Genomic DNA, 25,990 nt, shown 5'->3' on the forward strand with positions numbered 1-25,990 from the left:
ACGATCAGGTAGGACACGCCCGGGTCACCGAAGGGGGCCGACACATGAAGAAGGCCGTCGGCTGGATCCTGCTCATCCTGCTCATCTTCTACATCGGCACCCAACCGGGCCCCGCCGCCGACGTAGCCCAGAGCCTCGGCGACGCGATAGCGGAGGCGTTCCGAGGAATCGGCACGTTCTTCCAAGACCTGGCCAATTGACCCGGTTGCTGTGCGTCGGCCTGGCCACGGTCGACCTGATCTACTCGGTGGACCGCATCCCGGGAGTGGACGAGAAGGCGCAGGCCACCGGGTTTGCGGTCGCGGCGGGCGGGCCGGCCGCGAACGCCGCCGTCACCGCGGCCGCGCTGGGCACGGACGTCACCCTGGTCACCGCGGTCGGCGCACATGCGCTGGGCGATCTCATCCGCGCAGACCTGCAGAACCATGGCGTACGAGTTCTAGATGTCTCGCCGGACTCTTCTGCACCGCCGCCCGTGTCCGCCATAACTGTGCTCACCGGAACCGGCCAGCGGACGATCGTCAGCCGCAACGCCGGTGACGTTCTGGTCCGCGTACCGCAAGAGGGTCTGCCGGACGCCGACCTGACGCTTGTCGACGGGCATCACCCCGCGCTGGCCGTCGCGGCGGCGCGCAGCGCCCGCCGCCTCGTCGTGGACGCCGGCACCTGGCGCCCGGTCTTCACCGAGATCTTCCCGTTCGCCGAGGTCGTGGCCGCGTCAGCGGCCTTCCGCCACCCCGCCGAGGCCGCTCCCACCGACGAAGCCCTGGCCGCCGCGATCGGCGCACCCCACGTGGTCGTCACCCACGGCCCGGACCCGGTCCGCTGGTTCAGCGACCCCCAATCCGGCACGATCCCGGTGCCGCCGGTCGCCGCGGTCGACACCGCCGGCGCCGGCGACGCGTTCCACGGCGCCCTGGCCGCGGCGCTGGCCGACGCCGATCTCCCGGCAGCGATCGACACCGCCGTACATGTCGCCGGGGTTCGCGTCATGCACGCCGGGCCGCGAGCCTGGCTCGCGGCCCTTCCACGACGCCGCTGATCAGACCGTCTTGGCCAGGCGGTCGGCGAGCAGCTTGGCGAAGCGGGCCGGGTCCTCCAGGTCGCCGCCCTCGGCCAGGAGCGCCGTGCCGTACAGCAGCTCGGCCGTGTCCGGCAGGGACGCGTCGTCGGCACTGCGCTCGTGGGCCTCACGCAGGCTGCTGACCAGGGCGTGGTTCGGGTTGAGCTCGAGGATGCGCTTGACCCGCGGGCCCTCCTGGCCCATCGCCCGGTACATCTTCTCCAGCGCCGGCGTGATGTCGTCAGTGTCGCTGACCAGGCAGGCCGCGCTGGTGGTGAGCCGGTGCGACAGGCGTACGTCCTTGACCTGCTCGTCCAGTTTCTCCTTGAGGAAGGTCAGCAGCGGCGCGAAGTCGCCCTCCGGTTCCGGCTCCTCGGCGTCCTTGGGCAGGTCGACCGAGCCGCGGGCGATCGACTGGAGTTTCTTGCCGTCGTAGTCGGGGACCGCCTCGACCCAGATCTCGTCGACCGGGTCGGTGAGGATCAGCACCTCGTAGCCCTGCGCCTGGAACGCCTCCATGTGCGGCGAGTTCTCGACCTGGGAGCGGGAGTCGCCGGTCAGGTAGTAGATCTCCTCCTGACCCTCCTTCATCCGCTCCACGTACGCGGCCAGGGTGGTCGGCTCGGCGCCGGCCGTGGACGAGAACGTCGAGACGTCGAGGATGGCCTTCTGGTTGTCCTGGTCGTTGAGCAGGCCTTCCTTGAGGGCCTTGCCGAACTCCCGCCAGAACGTCGCGTACTTCTCGGCGTTGTTGTTGAGCAGGTCCTTGATCGTGGACAGCACCTTCTTGACCAGCCGGCGGCGGATCATCTGGATGTGCCGGTCCTGCTGGAGGATCTCCCGGGAGATGTTCAGCGACAGGTCGGCCGCGTCCACCACGCCCTTGACGAAGCGCAGGTAGTCGGGGATCAGCTCCTTGCCGTCGTCCATGATGAAGACACGCTTGACGTACAGCTGGAGGCCGCGGCTGGAGTCACGCTGGAACAGGTCGTGCGGGGCCCGCGAGGGCAGGAAGAGCAGCGCTTCGTACTCGAAGGTGCCCTCCGCCTTCATGTTGATGATCTCGAGCGGGTCGCTCCAGTCGTGGCTGATGTGCCGGTAGAACTGGTTGTACTCCTCGTCGGTCACCTCGGAGCGCGGCCGCGCCCACAGCGCCTTCATCGAGTTGAGCGTCTCGTCGCCCATCTTGATCGGGAACGAGATGAAGTCGGAGTACCGCTTGACGATTTCCTTGATCTTGCGCTCGTCGGCGTAGTCGTAGAGCGCGTCCTCCTCGTCCTTGGGACGAAGGTGGACGGTCACGGTGGTGCCGACCGGCGCGTCCGGAGCGTCGTCGATGGTGAAGGTGCCCTCGCCGGCCGACTCCCAGCGGGTGCCGTGGCCCTCGGTGCCGGCCTTGCGGGTCACCAGCTCGACCCGGTCGGCGACCATGAACGTCGAGTAGAACCCGACGCCGAACTGGCCGATCAGCTCGGGGCTCGCCTTGGCCTCCTTGAGCTTGGTGAGCAGCTCCGCCGTACCCGATTTGGCGATCGTGCCGATGAGGTCGACGACCTCCTCGTGGGTCATCCCGATGCCGTTGTCGCGGACCGTCAGGGTCCGCGCCTCGGTGTCGGCCTCGATCTCGATGTGCAGATCGGAGGTGTCCGCCTCGAGCCCGTCCTGAAGCGTGGCCAGACGCAGCTTGTCCAGCGCGTCGGAGGCGTTCGAGATCAGCTCGCGCAGGAAGATGTCCTTGTTCGAATAGATCGAATGGACCATCAACTGCAAGAGTTGCCGAGCCTCAGCCTGGAACTCCAACGTCTCCATTCCCCGCACTCCCAAAGGTCGCCGACAGTGGTTGGTCACTCGCCCAGATCGTATGACCTGAGCGTCACAACGTCGGCACCGGCCGGGGTTCTTACCTCCCGGGTGATCACCCGGCGCGCCTCGGCGACGAGCAGCAGGACCGCGGCCAGCGCGAACACCACGTGACTGACGACGATCAGCCACCCGGGCGCGGCGATGACCGGGGTCATGGTGAAGCTGTGCCAGGCGTACGTCAGGAGGCCGCCCGCCGCGAGGGCCAGGCGATGCCGGCCGTCCCAGCCGGGCCGGCGCGACCAGCGGGCGACCGCGACGACGATCGCGGCCAGCACGGCCAGGACCACCGGGACGCCGATCCCCCAGGGAAGCGGGTCGACCGCCGAGAGCGCGCCGCCGCCGGCCAGCGGATCACGATGGCAGCGCCGCCGTAGGCCGGGCCGAGCAGGAACAGGAAGGGCAGCTGGGCCAGCGTGAAGTCGCCCAGCAGGAACTCGGCCACCAGCGGTGACAGGAAGAACAGCGCGATCGCGGGTGCGGCTCGGCGGATGGACATGAATTGATGTTCGGCCCGCTCGGCGCGGATCATCTGGGCCTTATGTCACGGCCGTCCCGTGACATCCGCAGGGCCTGGTTTGATCACCGCCGGGGCCTCGGCGCGGTAGCCGAGGAACGTCGTGACCTCGGAGATCAGCTCGTCGCCGAACTCGAAGACCAGCAGCGCGAACCGCTCGAACGACCCGCCCGGCCCGGTCGGCCGCTCCTGCCAGAGGGCCAGGCCGCCGTTGGCCGTCACGGGCACCAGCCGGGCGCCGTGGCACGACCCGTCGGAGGCAGCCATCACGGCGGCCACCGTGTCGCGGCCGCGGATCCACCAGGTGAACGGCGGCATCGAGTTGAGCACGTCCTCCTGCAGGACGGCGACCAGGGCGGCGATGTCGTCCCGGTGGAAGGCGTCCGCGTACCGCTCGACCAGGGCGAGTTTCGCCTCGTCGGACAGCGTGCTGGGCGGCGCGAGGTCGGTCTTGCGCAGCGCGGCGCGGGCCCGTTGCAGGGCGCTGGTCACCGACGGCACGGTGGTGTCGAGCAGGACGGCGACCTCGTCGGCGGGCCAGCAGAACACGTCCCGCAGGATCAGCACGGCCCGCTGCCGGGCGGGCAGGTGCTGAAGCGCCGCGACGAACGCGAGCCGCACGGTGTCCCGCCGCACCGCGACCTCGGCCGGGTCGCCGAGGATGGGCAGCACCCAGGTCGTCTCGGGCAGCGGCGCGCCAAGGGTCAGGGTGGCCTCGAAGTCGACCGGGCGGGCCCGGCGCCGCGCCGACCGCAGCATGTCGAGGCACACGTTGGTGGCGATGCGATAGACCCAGGTGCGCACCGAGCCGCGCGCCGGGTCGTAGTCGCCGCCGTGTTTCCAGGCGCGCAGCAGCGTCTCCTGAGCCGCGTCCTCCGCCTCGTAGGGCGAGCCGAGCATCCGGTAGGCGAACCCGACAAGCTCGGGCCGCAGCGCCGCGAGCTGTGCCTCCATGCCCGAGAAGCTACTCCAGGAGGGCGTCGCTGACCGCACACTGATGCGGCGACCGCCCCGGACCGCCGCCCAGCCGGTTGGTCAGGTAGGCCACCACCAGCCGCCGCCCCGGATCCGCCCACCCGAAACAGGCGTTGGACCCGTTGTGCCCGAACGCAAGCGGGTCCGCTCGGCTGCCGAAGAACCGGGCCCGGCCCGGCTGCCCGAGCTGGAATCCCTCCGACCAGCGGATCGGGATGCCGGAGACGAGATCGGTCTCGCCCTCGCTGGTCGGCGTGGTCGCCTCCCGCCAGCTCCCGTCGTCCAGCAGCGACTGATAGAACGCGGCCAGGTCCCGCGCGGTGCTGGAGACGGTCGCCGCCGGGATCACCGCGTCACGTACCGCCCGGCGGTTGAAAAGCGCCCGTGGCACGACCGGCCCGCCACGCATCGGCACCCGCGACCCCGGCGGCCCGAGCCGCGAATGCCGCATCTTGGCCGGTGCGAACATCTCGTCCCGGAACACGCCGGGCAGCGGCCGCCCGGTGACCCGTCGCACCACCTCGCCGAGCAGAAACCCGTGGCTGAGCACGTGGTAGGCGCAGACCGCGCCCGGCGCGCTGTGCGGCCGGGCCCGCGCCAGGGCGCGGACCGACCGATCCCACCGGGTGGCGATCAGGGCATCACCGCGAATACTCCGGGCGTACGGGAGTCCGGACCGATGCCGGAGCACGTGCCGAATGGTGATCCCGTCCTTGCCGTGCTCGGCGAATTCCGGCCAGTGCCGGGCGATCGGGTCGTCCAGCCGCAGCGCCCCCTGCCGGGCGAGCCGGTGCACCAGCATCGCCATGACCGGTTTGCCGGCCGAGAACAGCACGAACGGCGTGTCCGCGCCGACGCCCCAGGCCCGGTCGAGCACCACCTCGCCGTCGCGCAGCACGCACAGCTGGGCGCGGGTCCCGCCCTGCTCGACCAGCTCCACCACCCGCCGCAGGTCCACAATTGCCCACGCTAACCGCACGTCGTTTCCGGTTGGTTCCGCCCGAGACCTCGGAAATAGCAGATCCCGGAGTTCGGCAAATCAAAGCCGACAGAGCTGTTGCATCGACGGTTCTTTCGGTGTCTGATTCGATGGGCGTGGTCGTGGGCGGGTGGCCGCCACCGCACGTTCGCGGCCGCGTCAATCTTCGGCATCATCGGCGTCGGCGCGGCCGAGCAGGAAGCGCCGCTCGGCCGCGTTCCCGGCCAATTCGGCGGCGCGGCGGAACCCGGCGGCAGCCTCGGCCCGCCGTCCGAGCCGATGCAGAAGTTCGGCCCGCACCACATGCCAGACGTGATGCCCAGTTATAGAACTCAGCCCCTCAACGATCTGCAACGCCGGCCCAGGCCCTTCTACCTCAGAGACCGCGACGGCCCGGTGCAACGCCACCACCGAGGTAGGCGTGAGCGCGAAGAGTTGGTCATAGAGGGCGAGCACCTGCCGCCAGTCGGTCACCCCGTCGGCATGCACGGCGTTGATGGCGGCCTGGATCTGATAGGGCCCCGGCCGCCCGCGCCGCAGGCAGCCGCGCACCAGCGCCTGCCCCTCGGCGATCAGCTCCCGGTTCCACAGCCCACGGTCCTGCGCGGCCAGCGGCACCGGATCGCCGTCCGCGCCGACCCGGGCCGCCCGCCGCGACTCGATCAGCAGCATCAGCGCGAGCAGGCCGCGAGCCTCCGGCTCATCCGGCATCAAAACCACGACAAGACGGCCCAGGCGAATAGCTTCCGCCGTCATTTCGGTACGGGTGACAAGCGCACCACCGCTGGGCGCGTAACCCTCGTTGAAGATCAGATAGAGCACGGCCAGCACGGCACCGAGCCGGTCCGGCAGATCAGCGTCCCGGGGCACCCGATAGGGAATGCCGGCGTCCCGGATCTTGGCCTTGGCCCGGCTGATCCGCTGGGCCATGGTCGCCTCCGGCACCAGAAACGCCCGCGCGATCTCCCCGGTGCTGAGCCCACCGAGCAGCCGCAGCGTGAGCGCCACCCGAGACGCCGGCGCCAGCGCCGGATGGCAGCAGGTAAAGATCAGCCGAAGCATGTCGTCAGGCTCCTCCGCGAGCGTGGTGTCCCCCGACGCGGTCACCTCCCTGGCGGGGCGCTCTGACTCGCGGCGCAGGTGGTCGATCGCGCGGTTGCGGGCGGTTGTGATGATCCAGCCGGCCGGGCTGGGTGGGATGCCCAGCTCCGGCCAGCGTTGCACGGCCGCGACGAACGCCTCCTGGACCGCTTCCTCGGCGAGTTCTATATCGCCGAAGTACCGGATCAGGACGGCGACGGCGCGGCCGTACTCGGCGCGGAAGATCCGCTCGATCTCGGTCACCACTGAATCGGACGGACCTCGATCGCCAGGGGTGCGAGCACCTTCGCCATCCGTGAGCCCCAGTCCAGGGCCGCGTCCAGGTCTTCGGCGTTGATAACGGTGAAGCCGCCCATGTGTTCCTTGCCCTCGGTGAACGGGCCGTCGGTGAGTGTCGGCTCGCCGTCCCGGTCGCGGATCACCGTGGCGCTCGCCGGCGGGTGCAGCCCGACCGCGAAGACCCAGGCCCCGGCGGCCTTCATTTCCTCGTTGAGCTTCCCGAGCTCGGTCATGATCGGCTCGAGGACCTCGGGCGGAGGCGGTGGCCCGTCGGGCTGGTAGATGCTGAGCAGGTACTGGCGCATGATGCGCTCCCTTCCGTCACCATCCATACGAACCGGGCGTCCCCGTTCTCGACACTCAGCTCCGAAAAACCTCAGCCCCGCGAAACCTCAGCCGCGAAGAATTTCGGCGAGCTGCCGGTGGTCGTGATAGTCCCGCGTCTCCACGATCAGCCCGTCGCGCACCCGCATCACCTGAATGTTCTGCAACAGCCGACCGCCGACCTCATACTTCCACTCGGCGATAACCACCTCCGGGTCGTCGGTGTTATAGATCTGCACATCGCGGGGTTCTAGAACGATCCGCCCGGCGTGCAGCGCGAAGTGCTCCCGGATCCGTTCCCGCCCGTGGATCCGGTCCGGCCGGAACGGGATCTCGACCTCCGCGTCCTCGGCGTAGAGCAGATGCAGCTCGGACCAGTCGGCGCTGCCGATCGCCGCATTGAGCTTCAGAAAGACCTCTCGTGGTGTCATCGCGAACTCCCGTGGCAAAATAGAAGTCATCACTCCGCTTGTCACTATACGGAGCAGCCACTCCGCTTACTACCCCTCGGGAGTGCCATGACGCCACCGCGCGCCGACGCCATCCGCAACCGGGCCCGCATCCTCGAAGCCGCCGAACAGGTGCTGGTCGAGCACGGCACCACGGTGTCCACCGAGGAGATCGCGAAGGCCGCCGGAGTCGGCATCGGCACCCTGTTCCGGCACTTCCCGACCAAGGAGGAGCTGATCCGGGGCGTCTTCGAGGCCCGCCTGCAGCGCCTGGCCGCAGATGCCACCCGGCTGGCCACCGACGGCGACCCGGCCACGGCGCTGGCGACCTTCCTGCGCCAGGCAGTCGAGCAGAGCGAGGTGAAGAATGCCCTGACCAGCATGCTCGCCTCGGCCGGCGTAGACGTGCGCGACCTGACCGGCGAACCCCAGCGAGCCTTGCGCGAGGCGCTGGCCACGCTGCTGCGCAAGGCGCAGCAGTCCGGCGCCGCGCGCCAAGACCTGGAGGTCCCCGAGCTGATCGGCTTGCTGGCCGGCACCTCAAAGGCCCTGGAGTACGCCGGCGACGCCGCCAGCCGCAGCCGAATCCTCGCCGTAGTCCTCGCCGGCTTGCGCGCAGGCTGACCGTCGACCCAGCCGCGTCAGACCGGGGCGGCGAAGATGCGGGTGAAAATGTCGTCGATTACGTCGTTCTTGGCCATGTTGTAGTCGCTCGGGTTGGCTGCGGTCTCTCGGGCCACCCGCCGCTTCGTGTCCGCGTAGCGGGAGCGGTCGTCGGGGTGGGTCCGTAGCCAGTCGCGGAACAGGCGGTGGCGCACCAACTCGGGTGAGTGGGGTGGCCAGACGTGCAGGTTGATGTCCGCGTTCGGTGGGATCAGCATGCGGTGGCCGTGCCACCAGGGCTCGCGCAGGATCAGCCGGTAACCCAGCTTCTCCAGCGGCGGCAGATAAGCCGCCTCGAACTCGGTGTCGTCCAGCGTCAGGTCGATGTCGATGACCGGCTTGGCGGGCAGGCCGGGCACCGACGTGGAGCCCACGTGTTCCAGGCCGCGGATCTGCGAACCGAGGGCCGAGCGGATCGGCGCGGCGGCATCGTCGAAGCGGGTGACCCAGTACGGGTCGTAGTCCTCGATGACGATGTGGTCCCACCGCGCCGGCCGCTCACCCACCAGGCGGGTCGCGTTCTGCTCGGGAGTGCCGACCAGGCGCTCCCGAATCTCGTCGGGATATTCGGCCAACTCACACCTCCGGGAAAAGGGAAGTCGGCCAGAATACGACGATTACTCCCCCGGCGTGAGCCGGATCGCGGTCCAGGAGACCGGGGCCAGCGAAACCCGCAGCTCACCGTCGGCCACCGAAGCCGACGACAACGAAGCTGACGACAACGAAGCCGGCGACAACGGAACGGCGGTCACCCGGTCCGGGTCGGTGGCGGTGTTGGTGGCGTTCGGGTCGTCGTCGTGGACGGTCCACGACTCGGCTACCCGCAGCGCGCCGCCGAAGCCGGCCAGGGACACCGTCAGGTCGGTGGCCGAGTCCTGCGAGCGGTTGACCGCGAAGATCGTCACGTCGCCCGAGTCGGGGTCGTGGGTGGCTACCGCGTCGACCACCGGGACGTCGCCGTAACGCTCGGTCGCGTAGACCGGCGAGTCCGGCTCCACCCGCAGCACCGCGCCCTTGGCCAGCCTGGAGGTGATGGCGAACGGGTGGAAGATGGTCTGCCGCCAGGCCGGGCCGCCGGGTTCGGTGCGGATCGGGGCGATCACGTTGACCAGCTGGGCCTGGCAGGCCGCCGTGACCCGGTCGCTGTGCCGGAGCAGGGAGATCAGCAGGCTGCCGACCACCACCGCGTCGGTCACGTTGTAACTGTCCTCGATGACCCGAGGCGCGACCTGCCACTCGGTCTCGCGGGTGGCCTGGAAGCGGGTCTGGTACCAGACGTTCCACTCGTCGAACGAGATCTTCAGGCGTTTCCTGCTCTTCAGCTTGGCGCCGATGCTGTCGGCGGTGGCGACCACGCTGTTGATGAAGTGGTCCATGTCCACGGCCGACGCCAGGAAACTGCCGATGTCGCCGTCGAACGGCTCGTAGTACGCGTGCGCCGAGATGTAGTCGACCTGGTCGTAGGTCAGTTCTAGAACTTCCGACTCCCAGGCGGCGAACGTCGGCATCGAGGAGCTGGAACTGCCGCAGGCGACGAGCTCCAGATCCGGCTCGGCGGCCCGCATGGCCCGTGCGGTTTCGGCCGCCAGACGCCCGTACTCGTAAGCGGTTTTGTGTCCGGTCTGCCAAGGTCCATCGAGTTCGTTGCCTAGGCAGAACATCGAGATCCCGTAGGGCTTGTCCGCGCCATGCGAGCGGCGCAGCTCGGCCAGCCGGGTGCGGTCGGGGTGGTTCAGGTATTCCTGGACGTCCAACGCCTCGGCGACGCCGCGGGTGCCCAGGTTCAGCGCGTACATCACCTCGACGCCGGCCTTGCCGGCCCAGCGCATGAATTCGTCGATGCCCACCTCGTTGGTCTCGAGGCTGTGCCAGGCCAGGTCGCGCCGGACCGGCCGGTCGGCGACCGGGCCGATGCCGTCCTCCCAGCGGTAACCGGAGACGAAGTTGCCGCCGGGATAACGCACCGTCGACACGCCCAGCTCGCGGGTCAGCGCGAGCACGTCCTGCCGGAAGCCGTCCGCATCGGCGGTGGCGTGCGTGGGCTCGTAGATACCGGTGTAGACGCAGCGGCCCATGTGCTCGACGAACGAGCCGAAGGTGCGGCGGGAGACCGGCGCGATGGTGAAGGCCGGGTCGAGCCGGAAGGACGCGTTGGGCAACGAAATCTCCTACTTCAGGCTGCCGACCGCCAGCCCGCCCCGCCAGTACTTCTGCAGGGTGAGGAAGGCGATGACGAGCGGCACGATGGATACCAGCGAACCGACGATGATCAGGTTCCACAGCGACTGACCGCCGCCGTTGTTGGAGCTGGCCAGGGTGGTCCACAGGGTGATGCCGACGGTGAGCGGATAGAGCTTCGAGGTGGAGAGCATGACCAGCGGCAGGAAGAAGTTGTTCCAGGTCGAGACGACCGAGAGCAGCAGCACGGTGATCACGCCGGGACGCATCAGCGGCAGCGCCACCCGGAAGAAGGTGCGCAGCTCGCCGGCGCCGTCGATGCGGGCCGCGTCCAGCAGTTCGTCCGGGATGGACGCGGCGGCGTACACCCGCATCAGATAGACCGCGAACGGGCTGAGCAGCGACGGCAGGATGACCGCCCAGATGGTGTCGATCAGCCCGATGTTGGTCATCATCACGAAGGTCGGGATGACCAGCGAGGTCAGCGGCACCACCACCGAGCCGAGGACCGCGGCGAAGACCAGGTTGCGGCCGCGGAACCGGAACTTCGCAAATCCATAACCGGCGAGTACGGAGATGATCGTGCACCCGATGCCGCCGGTGAGCGCGTACAGCACCGAGTTGCCGAGCCAGGTCAGGAACTCACCGTTGTTGTACGCGAACAGGTCGTGCAAATTCTCGAAGAAGTGGAAGCCACCCTTGAACCAGAGCGCGCCACTGCCGGAGAACAGGCCCTCGGCGTTCTTGGTGCTCGCCACCAACAGCCACCAGACCGGCACCAGGAAATAGCAGATCAGGGCCAGCAGCAGCAATTTCCCCCAGATATGCCGGGGAATACGACGCGGGGTGTCACTCATGTGAAGAGGCTCCCTCGCTTGCGAGTAACGAACATGAAGATCGCCACGGCCAGGAACACCACGAAACCGAGCGAGAACGAGATGGCCGACGCGTAGTTGAACTGCGCGTACTGCAGGGCCAGGGTCACCGCGTAGATGTTCGGCGTGAAGTCGGGGGTGACCGTGCCGTTCGCGATCGGGCCGAGGACCTTCGGCTCGACGAAGAACTGCAGGGTGCCGATCAGCGCGAAGACCAGGATGAGCGCGAGCGCCGGCGTGATCATCGGGATCTTGATGCGGAACGCGATCTGCTTGCTGCTGGCGCCGTCGGTCCGGGCCGCCTCATAGATCGAGGTGTCGATCCCCTGCAGCGCCGCGTAGATGATGATCATGTAGTAGCCGGCCCACTGCCAGGTGACCACGTTCAGCAGCCCGTAGAAGATGTTGCCCTGGCTGAGCAGGAACGGCGCCTGCACATTGAACAGCGTGGAGATCTGCTCGATCGGCCCGAAGCTGGGGCTGTAGAGGAAACCCCACATCAAAGATCCAAGAACGACCGGGATGGCGTACGGCAAGAAGATGATCAAACGCGCGAATCGGGCCAGCCGGCCGACGATCTCGTCCAGCAGCAGTGCCGCGGCCAGCGCCACGAACACCTGCAGTGGGATCACCACGAGGCTGAACTTCAGCACGAACCACAGTCCGTGCAGGAACGACGGGTCGGTGAACGCGCGCTTGTAGTTGTCGATGCCGGCGAACGTGGTGCCGGTCGCCAGACCCTTGGTGTAGAGGCTCAGGTAGGCCGCGTAGGCCAGCGGCGCCACCAGGAAGGCGAGGAACACGACGAGGAACGGGAAGATGAAGAACCAGCCGACCCAGTGGCGCCGCGCCGATCCGCGACGGCCGCCGGGGGCCGCCGGGGTGTCGGGAACGACGGCGCCGTCGCTCAGCGCGGTCGGCGGTGTGATGCTGACCATGACACTCCTATCGCCAAGCCGGGCGGCCGAAGCCGCCCGGCCCGAGCGGACTACTTGACGGTGAAACCCTGGCTCTTGGCGTACGTGACCAGCGCGTTCTGCAGGTCGGTGGCCGCCTTGTCGCCGGTCGTCTGCCCGGCGTTGAGCTTCACGATCTGGGCCTGCAGCTGGGCGTAGTAGTAGACGGTGAAGGGGCTGTAGACGGCGCCCTTGTAGGCGTTCTCGGCCGGGATGTAGATGTCCTTGTTGGCCGTCTGACCGTTGAAGAAGTCGACCTTCGCGTTGATGAACTCGTCCGACTTCAGCACGCTCTGGTTGAGCGGGAAGATCGTCTGGGTCTTCCAGCCATCGGTCAGTGACGCCTCGTCGGCGTACAGGCCGAGCGCGACCTTGGCCGCGGCCGCCTTGTCGGAGGCCTGGCTGGTCACCGCGAACGCGGAACCACCCCAGTTGACCGAGACCGGGCTGGCCGCGTCCCACTGCGGCAGCGGCGCCACCGCGAACTTGCCCTTGGACGAGCCGTTGCCGACACCCGCGCCGGTCAGGTAACCGGGCGCCCAGGCGGCCGAGACGTAGGTGGCGTACTTACCGCCGACCATGCCCGCCACGTAGTCGGTGGTGAACTGGTCTTCCTTGCCGATCTGCTTCTTGGTCGACAGGTCGGCCCAGTAGTTCAGCACGTCCTTGGTGGCCTGGTCGTCCACCTTGATGCCGATGTTCTGCTTGTCGGCCAGGTCGTACTGGAACGGCGTCGCGCCCTTCTGGATCATCAGCGCGGTCGTCACCGCCGGCACGTTGCTGGCGAAGTCGCCGAACGGCGGGCCACCGGCCGCCTTGACCTTGGCGGCGTCCGCGGCGTACTCGGCCCAGGTCGCCGGGGGCTTGGTGATGCCGTACTTGGCGAAGACGTCGGTGCGGTAGATCAGCGCCATCGGGCCGCCGTCGATCGGGGCCGCGTAGACCTTGTCGCCCTGCGAGACGTCCTTCCAGGCACCCTCACTGAAATTCTTTTTAACATCATTTGCCCCGTACGGCGACAGGTCGACGAGCGCGTCCTGGATCTCGAAGCCGACCAGCTGGTCAGCCTCGAGCATGACGACGTCCGGCGCGCCCTTCTTGGCCGAGACCGCGGTCTGGAACTTCGAGTACTCGTCCTGACCCTGGCCGGCGTTGGTCCAGCAGACCTGGACGTCGGTGTGCTGGTTGTTGAAGTTGTCGACGACCTTGGCCATGTTCGGGTACCAGGCCCAGACGAGAACGCGCGGCGCGTCCTCTTTTACGATCTTGTTCGTGCAGTTGGTGGGCTTGGCCGCCGTGCTACCGCTGCCGCCGTCATCGCCGCCACCACTGCAGGCGGCGAGTCCGAGAGCGAGTACAACGGGGGCCACGACGGACAGGGTTTTTGTTAGGCGCATTCCTGGCCTCCTGAGATCGCACCGGAGCAGACAAAACGGGCAGGATTGATTACCCGGCGTGATGTCAGGCTCGGGGTGGGGGTGCACTATCTGAATGGATGCCGAGGGTGGGGGGAGCTCACCACTCGCCGGTGATGTGTGATGTAAGTTCCGATTGCAGCGCTGCAAAGGACTATGCCTCGACCGTTAGGGTCTGGCAAGGGGCAACGTCGCGGAAATACTTTCGTTACCTCGGACTCTTCTGTCCGCTCGAACGGGGAGGCAACCCTTGCGAGAAACTACGCTGCGTGATGTGGCGGACCTGGCCGGCGTCTCCCCGCGCACGGTCTCCAATGTGGTCAACGGTTACGCCAAGGTCACCGACAGCACCCGCGCCAAGGTCGAGGCGGCGATCGCCGAACTCGGTTACCGGCCCAACGTTCTGGCCCGCAACCTGGCCACCGGCCGGTCCGGGCAGATCGTCGTGGTGGTGCCCTACCTGGACACGCCGTACTTCGCCGAGCTGCTGCAGGCGATCATCCCGGCCGCCCGCAAACTCGGTTACAACGTGCTGATCGACCAGACCGACGGCGACCGCCAGCACGAGGGTGAACTGATCGGGCGCGGCTCCCGGCGGCACCTGTTCGACGGCATGATCATCAGCCCGCTCGGCCTGGCCCAGGAGGACCTGACCGCCCGCGACCCCTCCCTGCCGCTGGTGGTGCTGGGCGAACGGGTCTCGGACGGCACCTTCGACCACGTCGGGATCGACGACGTGGCGGCGTCGACCGAGGCGGTAGCGCACCTCATCGCGATCGGACGACGCCGGATCGCGGCGATCGGCGACCAGCCGTACCCCACGGGTGAGGCCGCCCAACTGCGGACCCGGGGCTTCCGCGCCGCGCACGAGGCGGCCGGCCTGCCGGTCGACGAGTCGCTGATCATCGGCACCGCCCGCTTCAACCGGATCGACGGCGCCACCGCGATGACCGCCCTGCTGGATCGGGCCGACCCGCCCGACGCGGTGTTCTGCTACAGCGACCTGGTCGCCTCGGGCGCGATCCACACGGTGCTCGGCCGCGGCCTGCGGGTGCCCGAGGACATCGCGGTCATCGGCTACGACGACATCGAGGACGGTCGCTACAGCCAGCCCACGATCAGCACCATCTCCCCCGACAAGAAGGCGATCGCGCAGCTGGCGGTGGACCGCCTGGTGCTGCGCATCGCCGCCTCCGAACCGATCCCCGGCGTCGAGCTGCGCGCCCCGCACGAACTGGTCCCCCGGCAGAGCACTCTCGGATATTGATCAATACCACCCGAACGGACAGTGCCGCTCCGTGCACCCAGCGCACTATCTTCTGGGCGACAATCGGTCCCTGAACGGGCGGAACTCTCATGACTGGTGGCACGATCACCGCCGTCGGCGGCGGTGTCGGATGCGCCCTGTTGATCGTTCTGGCCGCCGTGCTGGCGGCCACCTACAACCGGCTGGCCCGGCTGCGCAGCGCCGCCGAGACGTCGTGGACGCAGATCGAGAATCAACTCGACCGCCGCTACGCGCTGATCCCCGACCTCGTCGACACGGTGCAGCGTTACGCGCCGCACGAGCGGGCGGCGCTCGAGGCGGTGGTGGCCGCGCGCGGTGGCGCGATGGCCGCCGCGCAGGCCTCCGGCCTGACCCGCCGGGCCGAGGCCGAGGGCACGCTCACCCAGGCGCTCGGCCGCCTGCTGGCGGTGGCCGAAACCTACCCCGACCTGCGGCACCACCAGCACTTCGTCACCCTCCAGGTGGAACTCTCCAACGCCGAGGACCGCGCCGCGTACGCCCAGCAGGCCTACAACACCGCGGTGCAGGACTACAACGCTGCCTTCCGGGCACTTCCCGGCTTCCGGCGACGTGATTTCTTCCGGGCCCCCGGTGGTGAACGCGGGCCGGTCCACGCCCGCTTCTGACAGGCAAGTTGACGAATCATCGACTCGCGGGAATGTAGGTTGTCCCTGGCATTTCCTGTCGGGCTTCCCTAAGGAGCGGGTCGTGGTGTCCTTCTCATCGCGCGAACGCTGGATCATGCTGGTGGCCAGTGCTTGGCTGGTCACCGGGCTGCAGCTCGACGCGTACGCGCACGCGACCACGCCCGAACTGGAAACGTTCTGGACCCCGTGGCACGCCGTGCTCTACTCCGGCATCGCCGCGTCCGGTCTCACTCTGGTGTGGTTGTTGCGTTCCCGGCTGCCGAACATTCCGACCTACGCGACGGTCATCGCACTGCCCAACGCGCTGCGGGTGCCCCTGCTCGGGATGGCGTTCCTGCTCGTCGGCGGCGGCATCGACACGCTGTGGCACAACATCTTCGGCATCGAGCAGGGCCTGGAGATCTTCGTGAGTCCCAGCCACGAGTTCATCATCCTCGGCATGGTGCTGGTCGCGGTCGGCCCGGCGCTGATGACGACCAGCGACCGGCTCTCCTTCGCCGATGGCACGCTGGTGACGATCTCGGCGCTGCTCACGGTGCTGCCGCTGCACATCTACTCGCTGCACGCCAACCTTCTCGGCACGATCTTCTTCGGGGACGGCGAGAACCCCGTACGCATCTATTCGACCGACGCCCAGATCATGCACGGCTTCCTCTTCACCACCGTCCTTCTGCTCCTGCCGATCATCCTGATCGGCCGCCGCTGGCGGCTGCCGATCGGCGTGCCCAGCCTGCTCGTCGGCCTGCCCGCCATCGCCATGCACCTGATGTTCCTCGAGGGCGAACCGTGGTGGCTGCCGCTGACCGTGGCGTTCGGCGCGGTCGGCGTCGAGCTGGTCGCCCGGGTGCTCGGCCCGGTCCTGCCGCTGTCGCCGGGCCAGGCCTGGGTGCTGCTCGGCCTGGTCGCGCCGCCGCTGGTGTGGGGCGCGCTGCTGGTGGTCGCCGACCTCGAGATCGGCGTCGGCTGGAACGTACACATCGTCAGCGGCCTGCTGACCTACACCGCGCTGACCGGCATCGGCACCGTGCTGATCGCCCGCAATGTGCGCCCGCCGTCGTCGCCCGCGCCCGCGGAGACCTCGCCGGCGTCCGTCGCCGCGCAGTGACCCGGTTCGGCCTGCTGTTCCTTGTCGCGTGCGCGGTGGTGCTGGGGTGGGGCGCGCCGGCGTCCGCCCACGCGGGCGGCCTGGTCGCCACCGACGCCCGCAGCCGGGTCGTGTCGATCTCCCCGCCGGTCCCGGGCCTGTCGGTGACCACCATCGAGGACGGCGCCAAACTGCGGCTGGTCAACCGGACGAGCTTCCCCGTCGCCGTCCCGGCATTCTCGACGGTCGCCCCGGGTTCGTCGCTGACCTGGGCAGACCCGCACAGTACGCCGGTCGGCCGGCGCTCCGGCGGGGACTGGTCGCTGACCCTGGACGCCGGCGGCACTCCCGTCACGGTGCGCGGGGTGTTCGACCACGTGCCACCGCCGTCGTTCGTGCCGTGGTGGGCGCTCACCTTGGCCGTGGCCGTGGCTGTGCCGCTGATATGCCGCCGCGTCCGGCGCGCTGACCTGGTGCTGGCCGGGATCGGGGTGGCCGCGATGGCCGCGTCGGTCGCCCACGTGACCGGGTCGAGCCTGGCGGTGACCTCGGCCCCGCTGCTCGGCACGTTCGTGAACGCGGCCGGCATCAACCTGCTGGCCTGGCCGCTGATCGCCGGCGGTTTCCTGGCCGTCGTCCGGCACAAGCCGGCCGGCCTGCTGGCGGTCTGCGCCGGCGCCGCGCTGACCGCGGTCTTCGTCCTGCCGGACGTGACGGCCTTCCACCGCTCGGTCCTGCCGTTCGCCGGCCCCGCCGCGCTGGAACGCCTCCTCGTCGTGGTCGCCCTGGGCGGCGGCGCGGGCGCGGCAGTGGCCGGCGCATCGGTGCTACGCACCCTGGCCGCCCGCCAGGCCGCCGCATGAAGCGCGCGGACATCGCTTTCGCCGCGGTCGGGATGGTCTTGCTGGCCGGGTGCAGCCAAGCGTCGGCCGCGCATGCCGTGACCGGCTGCTCGTCGGCCGCGCCCGGCACGGTGACCGTGACCGCCGCCGTGCTGGACGGCCGGGCCGACCCGGCGCCCCACCGGGTCGCGGTGCCGCTCGGCGGGACGGTACAGGTGCAGATCAGCGCGGACAGAGTCCGACAAGTGCACATCCACGGTTATGACCTGGAGTACGACGCCGCGCCCGGCACGCCCGGCTGCGTGTCCTTCACCGCGGACCGGGCCGGACTGTTCGACGTGGAGGCCCACCCCGACACCCTGCTGGTGCAGCTCGAGGTCCGATGACCGTCCTGGCCCACGGAGTCGGCCAATCCACCGACCTGCCGCTCCCCCTCGACCTGGTCCTCCAGGCCGGGGCGGCCACCGTGGCCATCTCGTTCCTGGGGTCGGCGTTGCTGTGGCGCAGAGCCCGGCTCTCCCCCGCCACCGAATGCCACCCCCGCTCGACGTGGTGGCGCCTTCCAGCGCGGCTGGCCGTCCTGGCGGTCTCGATCTACATCGTGGCCGACGCGCTGTTCGGGCCGCGCGATGCATCGAATCCGGCGGCGCACGCCCTCTATGTCTGGTTGTGGGTCGGGCTGATCCCGCTGAGCGTGGCGCTGGGCCCGGCCTGGCGGGCGGTGAATCCCCTGCGGACCGCTTACCGCCTGCTACGCCTGGACCGCATCCCTCATCCGCCGACCCCAGCCGTCGGCGCTGCGGGGCCGTGGGTGGCGACGGTGGGGCTGCTGGGGTTTGCCTGGCTGGAGCTGGTGGCGCCGGGGCGGACGGATCCGCTGGTCATCGGGCTGGTCCTGGTGGGATACGCCGCCGTGCAGCTCGGGCTGGCGGCGCGCTTCGGGGAGGACTGGTTCGGGCGCGGGGACGCCTTTGAGGTCTACTCGGATCTCGCCGGGCGGCTCAGCCCGCTCCGGTGGCGGCCCTGGCTGTCCGGGCTGGCGGTGGATCATCCGGCCGGGATCGGGCGGGCGGCCTTCCTCGCGGTCTGGTGGGGGTCGACCGTCTTCGACAGCGCCACCGGCTCGCCCGCCTGGGCCGGGTTCGTGCAACGCCACGGGCATGCGACCGGGCTGGGCACGGCCGGGTTGGTCGCGGTCTGCGGGTTGGTGTTCCTCGGCGTACGCCGTTCGGGCGTGGCCAATTCGCTGATTCCGATCGCTGTGGGTTACACCGTCGCGCACTACCTGACGTCACTGCTGGTGGAAGGGCCACGCGGCGTGCTGCTGCTGGTGCAGCAGTGGGGGCTCGCCGAGGGTGCAGTCTGGACCGTCGGGCCCGACGCGCGGGTCGTCTCGGTGCTCCAGGTGGTGCTCATTTTGTCTGGTCACGCCGTCGGGGTGCTGGTCGCGCACGACCTCGCCCTGGCCGCCGCGCCGCCCGGCCGGCCGCCACTGGCCACTCTGGCCGATGAGCTTCCGGTAGTGCTTTTCATGATTGCCTGCACGTGGGCGGGACTGTTCCTGCTCTTCGTCCGGTAACTGACAGTGCAACCGCCCACGTCTCAACACATCGACACACAAAAGATCGCTAAGCTACCCGCCGTCCGACCCGACCGCCATCGAGGGAGATGTTGGTGACAGGCACGCCATCGGACCATCCCGATCCGGCTGACGTACCAGCCCAGCGCCCGTCCTCCGACGAGGGCCGCCCGTCCGCATCGGAAAAGGCCGCGACCGAGCGGGCCGCCGCCCTGCGCGCGGTCTTCGCCGCCTCGCCCCGACCGGGCCAGTCCACCCGCGACCTCCGCGGCTTCCGCACCTCCGGTTCCCCGGCCACCGGGCGGCCAACCGGCCCCGGCCCGGCCACCGACCAGGCGGCCACCTCACGCACCCCAAAGCGGCCGTCCGGTCTGAACGCCCCCGGTACTCCAGCCACGGGTCGGCGCGGCGGCAAGAACGCCTCGGGGTCCCCGGACATCGGCTGGCCGGCCAGCCAGAACGGCGCCGGGTCGCCGGCCGCCTCCGGGCGGCGTCGGCGTCGGCTCTGGCTGGTGCCGGTCGTCGTTGGAGCGGTGGCGCTCGGGGCGGTCGCCGGCGGCATCGCGGTGCACCGGGCGAAACCCACCACCATCGACGGCACCGCTGCGGCCGACTCCAGCGGGCAAGCCGGTGTTCAGCTGCCGGCGACCGGCGTGACTGACGCGCCCACGCCTTCGCCGTCCTCGCCGGTGGCATCGTCGGTCGCGCCGACCTCGGCGTCCGCACTGCCGTCATCGCCCACGGCGACCGCCACCAGCAAACCCACCCCGTCGTCCTCGCCCACGGTCACCGGCCGGGCCAACCCGAGCGGCACCAACCTGGCCCTGAACAAGACGGCCACCGCGTCCAGCATCGAGTCCGCCCCCTGGCCGGCCTCGGCCGCCGTGGACGGCGACATGGCCAGCCGGTGGAGCAGCGGCTTCGCCGATCCGCAGTGGATCAAGGTGGACCTGGGCGCGGTCTGGGCGATCAGCGACGTACGCCTGGCCTGGGAACACGCCTACGCCCTCAGCTACCGGGTAGACCTCTCCCTAGACGGGAGCAAGTGGTCAACGGTCTACCGAACCACCGCCGGCACCGACGGCGTCCGCGAGATCCCGGTAACCAAGGTCCCGGCCCGCTACGTCCGCGTCTACGGCCTCAAGCGCGTCAGCCAGTACGGCTACTCATTGCAGGAACTCGAGGTCCACTAGGCACTTTTGTAGTCCGGCCCTGGCCAGCTGAGCTGCCGTTCCAAGATCTGGCAGTTCTGGCGCGGAGTGAGGCTAACCCGGAGCGGCGATCCGGAAGCCGACGTCGTCGAGGCGCAGGGACGGATGGCTTCGGCGGCGTACCGAGGCTCGGCAGCTCCAGTGTTCGTCGAACCAGCCGCCGCCGCGCAGCACCCGGTAGGTGCCGTAGACCTCGGCATCGTAGACGTCCCAGCACCAGTCCCAAGTGTTGCCGAGCATGTCGTGCAGGCCCCAGCTGTTCGGGGTCTTGCCGCCGACGTCGTGGATCCGCTCTTCTGAGTTGCCGCGGTACCAGGCGACGTCGTCGAGCGGGCCGTACCGTGGGCCGGCGGTTCCGGCGCGGCACGCGTACTCCCATTCGGCCTCGGTCGGCAGCCGGAAGCCGGACGCGGCCGGGTCCCAGTCGATGCTGTCGTCGGCCAGCCGATAGGCAGGCGGAAGCCCGTCGCGCTCGGAGAGCGCGTTGCAGAAGCGCACGGCGTCCCACCAGGAGACCCCCTCGACCGGGCGGTTGTCGCCCGGGGCGGTGCCCGGCCGCTCGCCGGTGACCTCGGCGTACTGCGCCTGGGTGACCGGGAAGGTGCCTAGCCGGAAGGCGGTCAGATCGACCGGCCACACCCGCTGGGTGCGGCGGTCGGAGAGCGTCACCTGTCCCGGCGGCAGGCTGGTCAGTTCGATGAGCACGTCCGCCACCATAGGCGTCGGGCCACCCGACCCCATTCAGAACACGGCGGCGGCCAGTACGTCCTGATAGGCCTCCCAGACGAAGTTGGCCCAGCCGGTGGAGACGCTGTCGTCCCACGCGGTCGACGTGTACTCCGAGGCGAGCGCCCGGATGTTGTCGTCCGGCCAGGTGTCCGAGAGTCCCGCGTACGCTCCGAAGTTGATCCCCGGGAAAGCCGCCACCGTCCTCGGAAGCGTGCCCGGCGCCAGGGTTTTGCCCTTGTCGGCGACCAGCCGGATGTATTTCGCGGCCGCGAAGATGTTGAACTCGTCCGAGGCCAGCAGCCGGGCCGTCGTCACGTGGCCGCCGGCACCGGCGACCTTGTTCAGCTCGTACAGCTTGCGGGTCTCGGCGCTGAGCAGGTCGTCGAAGAGGTCCTCGCGCTGGGCGGTCGACACCACCACCTGGCCCAGGCCGATCGAGGTGTTGCCGCGCATGACGCTTGTCGCGCCCTGGAAGTCCTTGGCGTCCTCGGCCTGCGACTGGTCGCGCTGCTCGGCCAGCAGGAACGCGGCCAGCATCGCCGGATGCAGCCGGTGCGCCTTGGCCGCGCCCCGGATCACCTGGGCGCGGTCGGGCAGCTTCCCCGCGTACGACTCCGGTTCGACCGACGAGATCTTCCGCTTCAGCAACAGTTCCGCCTGCTGTTTGCGTTCGGCCGGGGTCAGCCCGGCGAGGTAGGCGTTCAGGTCGCCGAGCGGGTTGCTGTATTCCGCCACCGTCTTCTTGTGGCCGCCGGCCAGCAGCGCCTTGTCCTCGATCGGGATCTGCGGCGCGCCCTCGGTGCGATAGAACGTGCCGATCTCCTGGGTGACCGGGCTGACGCCGGTGGCGCCGACTCCGGAGAAAGGTGTGGTCGGCGAGCCGCCCGAGGTGCGTTTGCTGCGGTCGACGAGCGCGGTTTCGAGGGGTTTCGGGTCGAACGCGGGCGCCGCCGAGGTGACCCCGAACTTCCCCAGGTTGAACTGGAGTTCGAACTCCGGGCCGAGCTTGCGGATGTGCGGTTCGACAAGTGCGTGCAGCATCGCGTTGAGCTTGGCCCCCATCAACTGCACGAGGCGGCGCCGGTTGGCCGGCACGTCGATCCGGTCGAACAACTCTTCCAGCATGTGGTCCTGAAACATCTGGAACACCGTGGCCGGGAAATCTGGATCGGTCTCCAGCGCGGACAGCACATCGGACTCGTCCCCCGCGGTAACCGCCCAGTCGGCCAGGCCGTACGAAACAAGATCTTCGACCTTGTCGCTCACCGGGGTGAGCGCCAGGCCGGCGCCCGCCGCCCGGATGGGCGGCGCCGGCAAACCCAGACTGACCAGCGCGGCCGTTTGCCGCGCCTCCCGCTCGGCGGCCTCGCCTCCGGCTTCGGCGCCGACACCGTGGCGATTCTGGGCGACATGCGTCAGCTCATGCAGGAGTACGGCGTGATCACTGCCGGAGCCGAGTACGACGTGTTCGCCCGAGGTGTACGCCCGCGCGCCGAGCGTCGCCGCGGACGCGGCGGCCTCCGGACCGGTGTGCACCCGAACGCCGCGCAGCGGGACGCCGACCTCGGCCGTGTCGAGCCGCGTGCCGTCCTCAGTGGACAAAAGTTGAGCGACCGCACGGTTGCTGACCAGCGGCGGAGCCGATTTCGTGGCAAGCTCCGGCTCGGCGGCCACCGCCGCCGGGTCGCGCTGACGCCGCTCCCGCTCGCGCACGAACCTCAGAGTACGACTTTCTCGCCAAGGTGCGGCTATTGCGTAGCGTCGATACGTTGTCGCCCATGTTGCGAACGATCATTGCCGGCACTGCTGCCGGACTCCTCGCACTATCCCTGTCCGCCTCGCCCGCCCTGGCGATCGCCAATGGCGAGGAGGTGCCCGACGGTCACTACACGTTCTCGGTGAAGCTGACCATGACCGGCATCCCCACCGCCGACGGCGGCAAACGCAACAGCGGGTGCTCGGGAGCACTCATCTCGGCCCGCTGGATCATCACGGCCGGGCACTGCTTCCGCGACCAGAACGGCGTCCGGGTGGAACGCCCGGTCGCCGACATCACCACCGCGGACGTGGGCCGCACCGACGTCACCGACACTACCCACGGCATCCAGACCACGATCGTCGCGGTGCGCCAGTCACCGACGGCCGACGTGGCGGTGGCCCAGCTGGCCGAGCCGGTGCGCGGCGTCCGCCCCATCACGCTGGGTAGTAAGGCTCCGCAGATCGGCGCCATCGTCCGGGTAACCGGCTACGGCTCGGTCACCAGCACCAACCCGACGCCGGTCACCCACCTGCGGACCGGCCAGCTGAAGGTCGTCGAACTCAGCGACACCGAGGTCGGCCTGAACGGTTACGCTCCGGCGCCGGACACCACCCCATGCCCGTACGACTCGGGAGCTCCGTACTTCGTGGAGCGCGCAAAGCAGTGGCCCCGTCTGGTGGCCGTGGTCAGCAACGGCCCGAGCTGCCCGCACACCGAGATCGAAAGCGGCGCCCGAACCGACAACATCACGGCCTGGATCCGCACCGCGATCCACTCCGGCCACTGAGTCACGCACGCCGGTAGAGGTCGGCCAACCCGACCAGGACCACGCCATGGTCCTGGTCGGCGGCCGCGACCAGCTCCTCGGTGAAGCCCGCCCCACCGAAACAGACCAGCCGGGCGTCGGCGGCGCCGTAGCGGTTCTGGGCGGCGAGCAGCGCACGGATCCGGCGCAAACGGTCCAGATGGCCGAGCCCCATCGTCTCCCCCCACTTGGCCTCGCCGAGCGCGATGAGCGGACGGCGATCGTCGTCGTCCAGGCCGAAGGCCACGACGTCCACCTCGTGCGCGATCCGGTTGGCCGCGTCGTTGACCGTGCCGACGCCGACCACGTTCGGGTAGTCGCCGAGCAGATCCGGCGGGGCCAGGTGCCGAATCCAGTGCCGGCACACCTGCTCGAAGTGCGGACCGAGGACATTGCCGGCGAATCGTCGCTGGCTGCGCTGCCACAGCCGGGTCGCGTCCCGGGTGTGCTCGAGGTCGGACCAGATCGGCCGCATGACGGCGTGGTAGAAGGTGACGAGCGGCTCGGCGATCCGGAAGGTGGTCCGGTTGTCCTTGAAGACGTCCGGCTCGCGGGCGATCAGCCCGCAGTCCTCCAGGACGGTGAGCGGGTGGGCCAGGTCTCCCGACTTGCGGCCCAGGTAGGACGCGATGCCGCCGCGTTGCGCGTTGCCGGCCGCGATCGCGGCCAGAACCGAGTGGTAAAGACCGAGATCGTGCAGTTCCGGCTCGTCGGCGAGCAGATAGCGCGCCTCGCGGAAGAGCGGGCTGGTGGGGGAAAGCACGGTGCGCAGCACCCACGGGTCGAAGTCGTCCGGTCCGGCCGGGCTGTCGTCCCGGGCGAACTCCCGGCGGTAGGCCGGCGTCCCACCCACGATCGCGTTGACCTTGAGTGCGGTGGCCAGGTCGCCGACCTCCCAGAACTCGGCGGCAAGCTGGTGATCGAGGGTAGGCACGACCAGTTCGAATCCGGCCCGGCCACGCAACGGAGCGTTACCGCTGAGCAGCTGACCCATGAAAGACATGGCAGAACCACAGAGCAGGAGACTGGTACGGCTGGTGTCGCGCTCGGCACGCAACGGCGCCAGGGCGTTCTGAATGATCGACGGGAGCTGCGGGTTGGCCCGCACGAGGTAGGGGAACTCGTCGATGACCACCGGGATGCGACGGTCACGGCCGAGGGCCAGCAGCGCGTCGATCGCCGAGTGCCAGGTGTCGAAGACGAACGGCGCGGGTGCGCCCAAGTGGTCGGCGAGAACCGCGCCGAGCCGGTTCAGCGACTCCCGGTCGGTGCCCTCGTCGGCCGCGAAGTAGAAACCCCCGGTTGCCTGGCAGAGGGCGCGGAGCAGGAAGGTCTTGCCCTGCCTACGGCGACCCGATACGACGCCGAGGGTCGCGCCGGCCGCCGGATCGGTGGCGAACGCGCTGAGAGCACGCCACTCGCGATCCCGGTCGAACATCTCCGCCGGCCTGGCCAGGCTCGCCACGGCTACCCTCCTCGTCATAGGTCCAGTTATCATAACTCGACCTATGCAAGCTGGCGAAGGGTCAAGGGCAGCCGTCGGGGACGTCCAGGGTGTGGTCTGGGCGTAGGTAGCTTTCGGCGGGCTCGGTGCCCTTTCGGGGCTTGGTCGGGGCGTTGGGGCGGGCCGGGCGTAGCAGGTGGCGGTCGGAGGCGGCGCAGTCCATCCAGTAGTCGTAGGACTTGGACTCGCCTATCGCCATGCCCCAATCGACGCCGGCTACCTTGTAGAACTCCCAGCGGATCGTGTCGTGCACGGCGGCCAACGGTGGGTCGCCGGTGTCGAAGGAATACACCCACACGAAGTTGGTGGTGATCTGCAGGGTGGGCACGTTGTTCGCGACGTACGACCTGTAGGTGACTCGGCCCGAGACTCGGGTGCCGTGCTTCGTGTCGAGTTTCACCGCTGGGTCCGTCCAGGTGGCCAGGGTTTCGAACTGGCCGTTGCGGAACCAGGCTCGGACGTCGTCGCGCAGCTGCGTGATGAGCAGGGCCAGGAACGGTTCCGGGTCGTGCCGCACCAGCATCCGCTGGTCGAGCCGGGCTGCGACCAGGCCGTCGCGCACCCGCTTCAACGCCCAGTCGACCTCGGCCCGGGTGAAGCCGTCGATGGCCTTCGCCTTCGGCAGCACGATGCCCGCGGCGCCCTTCGGGAACTTCTCCGCCGGGGTCCCGGCGAACGGGTCACCGGGGCGGCCGGTTTTCGGCGGCGCGGACGTTTCCACGGTGGTGCCGGCGTTGGCGTTGCGCAGTGTCGGCAGCCAGGGCCGCACCACCGGAACGGCCGCCGCGATCAATGCCGCCGCGATCAGGGCACTCGCCACGAACATGACATTCCGGGACGCGTTCTGCTGATTCACCAGTGTTCCTCCGCTGTTCCTGATCCGGAACAGCGTTGAACGACTAATCGAA

At 69.3% G+C, this 25,990-nt stretch carries 28 protein-coding genes; 11 read left to right on the forward strand and 17 right to left on the reverse strand.

Going from position 1 to position 25,990, the window contains the following annotated elements; genetic code table 11:
• Positions 1–44: 44 nt before the first annotated feature.
• Positions 45–200 carry a hypothetical protein gene (locus Ate02nite_RS17650; RefSeq protein WP_203806708.1) on the forward strand — a complete coding sequence of 52 codons (156 nt, stop codon included), beginning with the start codon at positions 45–47 and terminating at the stop codon, positions 198–200.
• The gene (locus Ate02nite_RS17655) at positions 197–1,042 is read left to right on the forward strand and encodes a PfkB family carbohydrate kinase (protein WP_203806711.1); all 846 of its coding nucleotides are present in this window, start codon (positions 197–199) and stop codon (positions 1,040–1,042) included. Before Ate02nite_RS17650 ends, Ate02nite_RS17655 begins: the two co-directional genes overlap by 4 nt.
• Here Ate02nite_RS17655 and htpG read toward each other — a convergent pair whose 3' ends face one another.
• The 8 genes from htpG to Ate02nite_RS17695 form a co-directional block, all read right to left on the reverse strand.
• Positions 1,043–2,872 carry a molecular chaperone HtpG gene (gene htpG, locus Ate02nite_RS17660; protein ID WP_203806713.1) on the reverse strand — a complete coding sequence of 610 codons (1,830 nt, stop codon included), beginning with the start codon at positions 2,870–2,872 and terminating at the stop codon, positions 1,043–1,045.
• Positions 2,873–2,907: 35 nt separating this feature from the next.
• Complete coding sequence (locus Ate02nite_RS17665) at positions 2,908–3,213, reverse strand: hypothetical protein (protein ID WP_203806715.1); 306 nt, start codon at positions 3,211–3,213, stop codon at positions 2,908–2,910.
• The gene (locus tag Ate02nite_RS17670; RefSeq protein WP_203806717.1) at positions 3,105–3,422 is read right to left on the reverse strand and encodes a hypothetical protein; all 318 of its coding nucleotides are present in this window, start codon (positions 3,420–3,422) and stop codon (positions 3,105–3,107) included. The genes Ate02nite_RS17665 and Ate02nite_RS17670 overlap by 109 nt, the downstream gene beginning before the upstream one ends.
• 45 nt (positions 3,423–3,467) lie before the next feature.
• A complete protein-coding gene (locus Ate02nite_RS17675) occupies positions 3,468–4,394 on the reverse strand; it encodes an RNA polymerase subunit sigma-70 (protein WP_203806719.1) in 927 nt (308 codons plus the stop codon).
• Between the two features lie 10 nt (positions 4,395–4,404).
• Positions 4,405–5,373 (reverse strand): serine hydrolase domain-containing protein, encoded by a 969-nt coding sequence (locus Ate02nite_RS17680; protein WP_203806721.1) that lies wholly within the window; start codon positions 5,371–5,373, stop codon positions 4,405–4,407.
• Positions 5,374–5,553: 180 nt separating this feature from the next.
• Positions 5,554–6,738: an RNA polymerase sigma factor gene (locus Ate02nite_RS17685; protein ID WP_203806723.1), complete on the reverse strand. Its 1,185-nt coding sequence runs from the start codon at positions 6,736–6,738 to the stop codon at positions 5,554–5,556.
• The gene (locus tag Ate02nite_RS17690) at positions 6,735–7,079 is read right to left on the reverse strand and encodes a YciI family protein (protein ID WP_203806725.1); all 345 of its coding nucleotides are present in this window, start codon (positions 7,077–7,079) and stop codon (positions 6,735–6,737) included. The genes Ate02nite_RS17685 and Ate02nite_RS17690 overlap by 4 nt, the downstream gene beginning before the upstream one ends.
• Positions 7,080–7,166: 87 nt before the next feature.
• Positions 7,167–7,529, reverse strand: a complete 363-nt coding sequence (locus tag Ate02nite_RS17695; RefSeq protein ID WP_203806727.1) for a nuclear transport factor 2 family protein — start codon at positions 7,527–7,529, stop codon at positions 7,167–7,169.
• An 87-nt stretch (positions 7,530–7,616) separates the two neighbouring features.
• Here Ate02nite_RS17695 and Ate02nite_RS17700 point away from each other — a divergent pair, with 87 nt between their 5' ends.
• Entirely contained in the window at positions 7,617–8,171 is a 555-nt protein-coding gene (locus tag Ate02nite_RS17700) for a TetR/AcrR family transcriptional regulator (protein ID WP_203806729.1), read from the forward strand.
• A gap of 17 nt (positions 8,172–8,188) precedes the next feature.
• On the opposite strand, the gene Ate02nite_RS17705 is transcribed toward Ate02nite_RS17700, so the two are convergent.
• Genes Ate02nite_RS17705 through Ate02nite_RS17725 form a run of 5 tightly spaced genes read right to left on the reverse strand, consistent with a single transcriptional unit; the run spans position 8,189 to position 13,589 of the window.
• Positions 8,189–8,785: a GrpB family protein gene (locus Ate02nite_RS17705; protein WP_203806731.1), complete on the reverse strand. Its 597-nt coding sequence runs from the start codon at positions 8,783–8,785 to the stop codon at positions 8,189–8,191.
• 42 nt (positions 8,786–8,827) lie between these two features.
• The gene (arfA, locus tag Ate02nite_RS17710; RefSeq protein WP_203806733.1) at positions 8,828–10,369 is read right to left on the reverse strand and encodes an arabinosylfuranosidase ArfA; all 1,542 of its coding nucleotides are present in this window, start codon (positions 10,367–10,369) and stop codon (positions 8,828–8,830) included.
• A 9-nt stretch (positions 10,370–10,378) separates the two neighbouring features.
• On the reverse strand, positions 10,379–11,245 hold the full coding sequence (locus tag Ate02nite_RS17715; protein ID WP_203806735.1) for a carbohydrate ABC transporter permease: 867 nt from the start codon (positions 11,243–11,245) through the stop codon (positions 10,379–10,381).
• Positions 11,242–12,201 (reverse strand): carbohydrate ABC transporter permease, encoded by a 960-nt coding sequence (locus tag Ate02nite_RS17720; RefSeq protein ID WP_203806737.1) that lies wholly within the window; start codon positions 12,199–12,201, stop codon positions 11,242–11,244. Before Ate02nite_RS17720 ends, Ate02nite_RS17715 begins: the two co-directional genes overlap by 4 nt.
• A 50-nt stretch (positions 12,202–12,251) precedes the next feature.
• Positions 12,252–13,589, reverse strand: coding sequence for an extracellular solute-binding protein (locus Ate02nite_RS17725; RefSeq protein ID WP_203806739.1), 1,338 nt, complete (start codon positions 13,587–13,589; stop codon positions 12,252–12,254).
• Positions 13,590–13,908: 319 nt separating this feature from the next.
• On the opposite strand from Ate02nite_RS17725, the gene Ate02nite_RS17730 reads away from it, so the two are divergent.
• The 7 genes from Ate02nite_RS17730 to Ate02nite_RS17760 all read left to right on the forward strand — a co-directional run bounded on the left by Ate02nite_RS17730 (position 13,909) and on the right by Ate02nite_RS17760 (position 20,267).
• On the forward strand, positions 13,909–14,901 hold the full coding sequence (locus Ate02nite_RS17730; RefSeq protein ID WP_203806741.1) for a LacI family DNA-binding transcriptional regulator: 993 nt from the start codon (positions 13,909–13,911) through the stop codon (positions 14,899–14,901).
• Between the two features lie 89 nt (positions 14,902–14,990).
• A complete protein-coding gene (locus Ate02nite_RS17735; protein WP_203806743.1) occupies positions 14,991–15,548 on the forward strand; it encodes a LemA family protein in 558 nt (185 codons plus the stop codon).
• A gap of 82 nt (positions 15,549–15,630) precedes the next feature.
• On the forward strand, positions 15,631–16,674 hold the full coding sequence (locus Ate02nite_RS17740; RefSeq protein ID WP_239147488.1) for a hypothetical protein: 1,044 nt from the start codon (positions 15,631–15,633) through the stop codon (positions 16,672–16,674).
• A complete protein-coding gene (locus Ate02nite_RS17745; RefSeq protein WP_203806745.1) occupies positions 16,671–17,516 on the forward strand; it encodes a hypothetical protein in 846 nt (281 codons plus the stop codon). The genes Ate02nite_RS17740 and Ate02nite_RS17745 overlap by 4 nt, the downstream gene beginning before the upstream one ends.
• Positions 17,513–17,881 (forward strand): putative periplasmic lipoprotein, encoded by a 369-nt coding sequence (locus tag Ate02nite_RS17750; RefSeq protein ID WP_203806747.1) that lies wholly within the window; start codon positions 17,513–17,515, stop codon positions 17,879–17,881. Before Ate02nite_RS17745 ends, Ate02nite_RS17750 begins: the two co-directional genes overlap by 4 nt.
• Positions 17,878–19,074: a hypothetical protein gene (locus tag Ate02nite_RS17755; RefSeq protein ID WP_203806749.1), complete on the forward strand. Its 1,197-nt coding sequence runs from the start codon at positions 17,878–17,880 to the stop codon at positions 19,072–19,074. The genes Ate02nite_RS17750 and Ate02nite_RS17755 overlap by 4 nt, the downstream gene beginning before the upstream one ends.
• A gap of 95 nt (positions 19,075–19,169) precedes the next feature.
• On the forward strand, positions 19,170–20,267 hold the full coding sequence (locus tag Ate02nite_RS17760) for a discoidin domain-containing protein (RefSeq protein WP_203806751.1): 1,098 nt from the start codon (positions 19,170–19,172) through the stop codon (positions 20,265–20,267).
• Between the two features lie 72 nt (positions 20,268–20,339).
• Here the strand turns inward: Ate02nite_RS17760 and Ate02nite_RS17765 are convergent, their stop codons facing one another.
• Together Ate02nite_RS17765 and Ate02nite_RS17770 are read right to left on the reverse strand one after the other, a co-directional pair.
• Entirely contained in the window at positions 20,340–21,002 is a 663-nt protein-coding gene (locus Ate02nite_RS17765; protein WP_203806753.1) for a formylglycine-generating enzyme family protein, read from the reverse strand.
• 24 nt (positions 21,003–21,026) lie between these two features.
• Positions 21,027–22,727 (reverse strand): eCIS core domain-containing protein, encoded by a 1,701-nt coding sequence (locus tag Ate02nite_RS17770; RefSeq protein WP_203806755.1) that lies wholly within the window; start codon positions 22,725–22,727, stop codon positions 21,027–21,029.
• A gap of 65 nt (positions 22,728–22,792) precedes the next feature.
• Here Ate02nite_RS17770 and Ate02nite_RS17775 point away from each other — a divergent pair, with 65 nt between their 5' ends.
• Positions 22,793–23,560: a S1 family peptidase gene (locus Ate02nite_RS17775; protein ID WP_203806757.1), complete on the forward strand. Its 768-nt coding sequence runs from the start codon at positions 22,793–22,795 to the stop codon at positions 23,558–23,560.
• Between the two features lies 1 nt (position 23,561).
• Here the strand turns inward: Ate02nite_RS17775 and Ate02nite_RS17780 are convergent, their stop codons facing one another.
• Together Ate02nite_RS17780 and Ate02nite_RS17785 are read right to left on the reverse strand one after the other, a co-directional pair.
• Positions 23,562–25,061, reverse strand: coding sequence for an ATP-binding protein (locus tag Ate02nite_RS17780; RefSeq protein ID WP_239147489.1), 1,500 nt, complete (start codon positions 25,059–25,061; stop codon positions 23,562–23,564).
• Between the two features lie 43 nt (positions 25,062–25,104).
• Positions 25,105–25,938 carry a hypothetical protein gene (locus Ate02nite_RS17785; protein ID WP_203806759.1) on the reverse strand — a complete coding sequence of 278 codons (834 nt, stop codon included), beginning with the start codon at positions 25,936–25,938 and terminating at the stop codon, positions 25,105–25,107.
• Positions 25,939–25,990: the final 52 nt, after the last annotated feature.

Origin of the sequence: Paractinoplanes tereljensis (assembly GCF_016862435.1) — a bacterium.
Taxonomy (GTDB): Bacteria; Actinomycetota; Actinomycetes; order Mycobacteriales; family Micromonosporaceae; genus Actinoplanes; species Actinoplanes tereljensis.

What these genes read in the sequence shown, in the direction of transcription:
- Ate02nite_RS17650 (WP_203806708.1), top strand. Translation starts at nt 45, where the DNA reads ATGAAGAAGGCCGTCGGCTGGATCCTGCTCATCCTGCTCATCTTCTAC.
- htpG (WP_203806713.1), bottom strand. Translation starts at nt 2,872, where the DNA reads ATGGAGACGTTGGAGTTCCAGGCTGAGGCTCGGCAACTCTTGCAGTTG.
- Ate02nite_RS17670 (WP_203806717.1), bottom strand. Translation starts at nt 3,422, where the DNA reads ATGTCCATCCGCCGAGCCGCACCCGCGATCGCGCTGTTCTTCCTGTCA.
- Ate02nite_RS17675 (WP_203806719.1), bottom strand. Translation starts at nt 4,394, where the DNA reads ATGGAGGCACAGCTCGCGGCGCTGCGGCCCGAGCTTGTCGGGTTCGCC.
- Ate02nite_RS17690 (WP_203806725.1), bottom strand. Translation starts at nt 7,079, where the DNA reads ATGCGCCAGTACCTGCTCAGCATCTACCAGCCCGACGGGCCACCGCCT.
- Ate02nite_RS17695 (WP_203806727.1), bottom strand. Translation starts at nt 7,529, where the DNA reads ATGACACCACGAGAGGTCTTTCTGAAGCTCAATGCGGCGATCGGCAGC.
- Ate02nite_RS17700 (WP_203806729.1), top strand. Translation starts at nt 7,617, where the DNA reads ATGACGCCACCGCGCGCCGACGCCATCCGCAACCGGGCCCGCATCCTC.
- Ate02nite_RS17715 (WP_203806735.1), bottom strand. Translation starts at nt 11,245, where the DNA reads ATGAGTGACACCCCGCGTCGTATTCCCCGGCATATCTGGGGGAAATTG.
- Ate02nite_RS17720 (WP_203806737.1), bottom strand. Translation starts at nt 12,201, where the DNA reads ATGGTCAGCATCACACCGCCGACCGCGCTGAGCGACGGCGCCGTCGTT.
- Ate02nite_RS17735 (WP_203806743.1), top strand. Translation starts at nt 14,991, where the DNA reads ATGACTGGTGGCACGATCACCGCCGTCGGCGGCGGTGTCGGATGCGCC.
- Ate02nite_RS17750 (WP_203806747.1), top strand. Translation starts at nt 17,513, where the DNA reads ATGAAGCGCGCGGACATCGCTTTCGCCGCGGTCGGGATGGTCTTGCTG.
- Ate02nite_RS17755 (WP_203806749.1), top strand. Translation starts at nt 17,878, where the DNA reads ATGACCGTCCTGGCCCACGGAGTCGGCCAATCCACCGACCTGCCGCTC.
- Ate02nite_RS17765 (WP_203806753.1), bottom strand. Translation starts at nt 21,002, where the DNA reads ATGGTGGCGGACGTGCTCATCGAACTGACCAGCCTGCCGCCGGGACAG.
- Ate02nite_RS17775 (WP_203806757.1), top strand. Translation starts at nt 22,793, where the DNA reads ATGTTGCGAACGATCATTGCCGGCACTGCTGCCGGACTCCTCGCACTA.
- Ate02nite_RS17780 (WP_239147489.1), bottom strand. Translation starts at nt 25,061, where the DNA reads ATGACGAGGAGGGTAGCCGTGGCGAGCCTGGCCAGGCCGGCGGAGATG.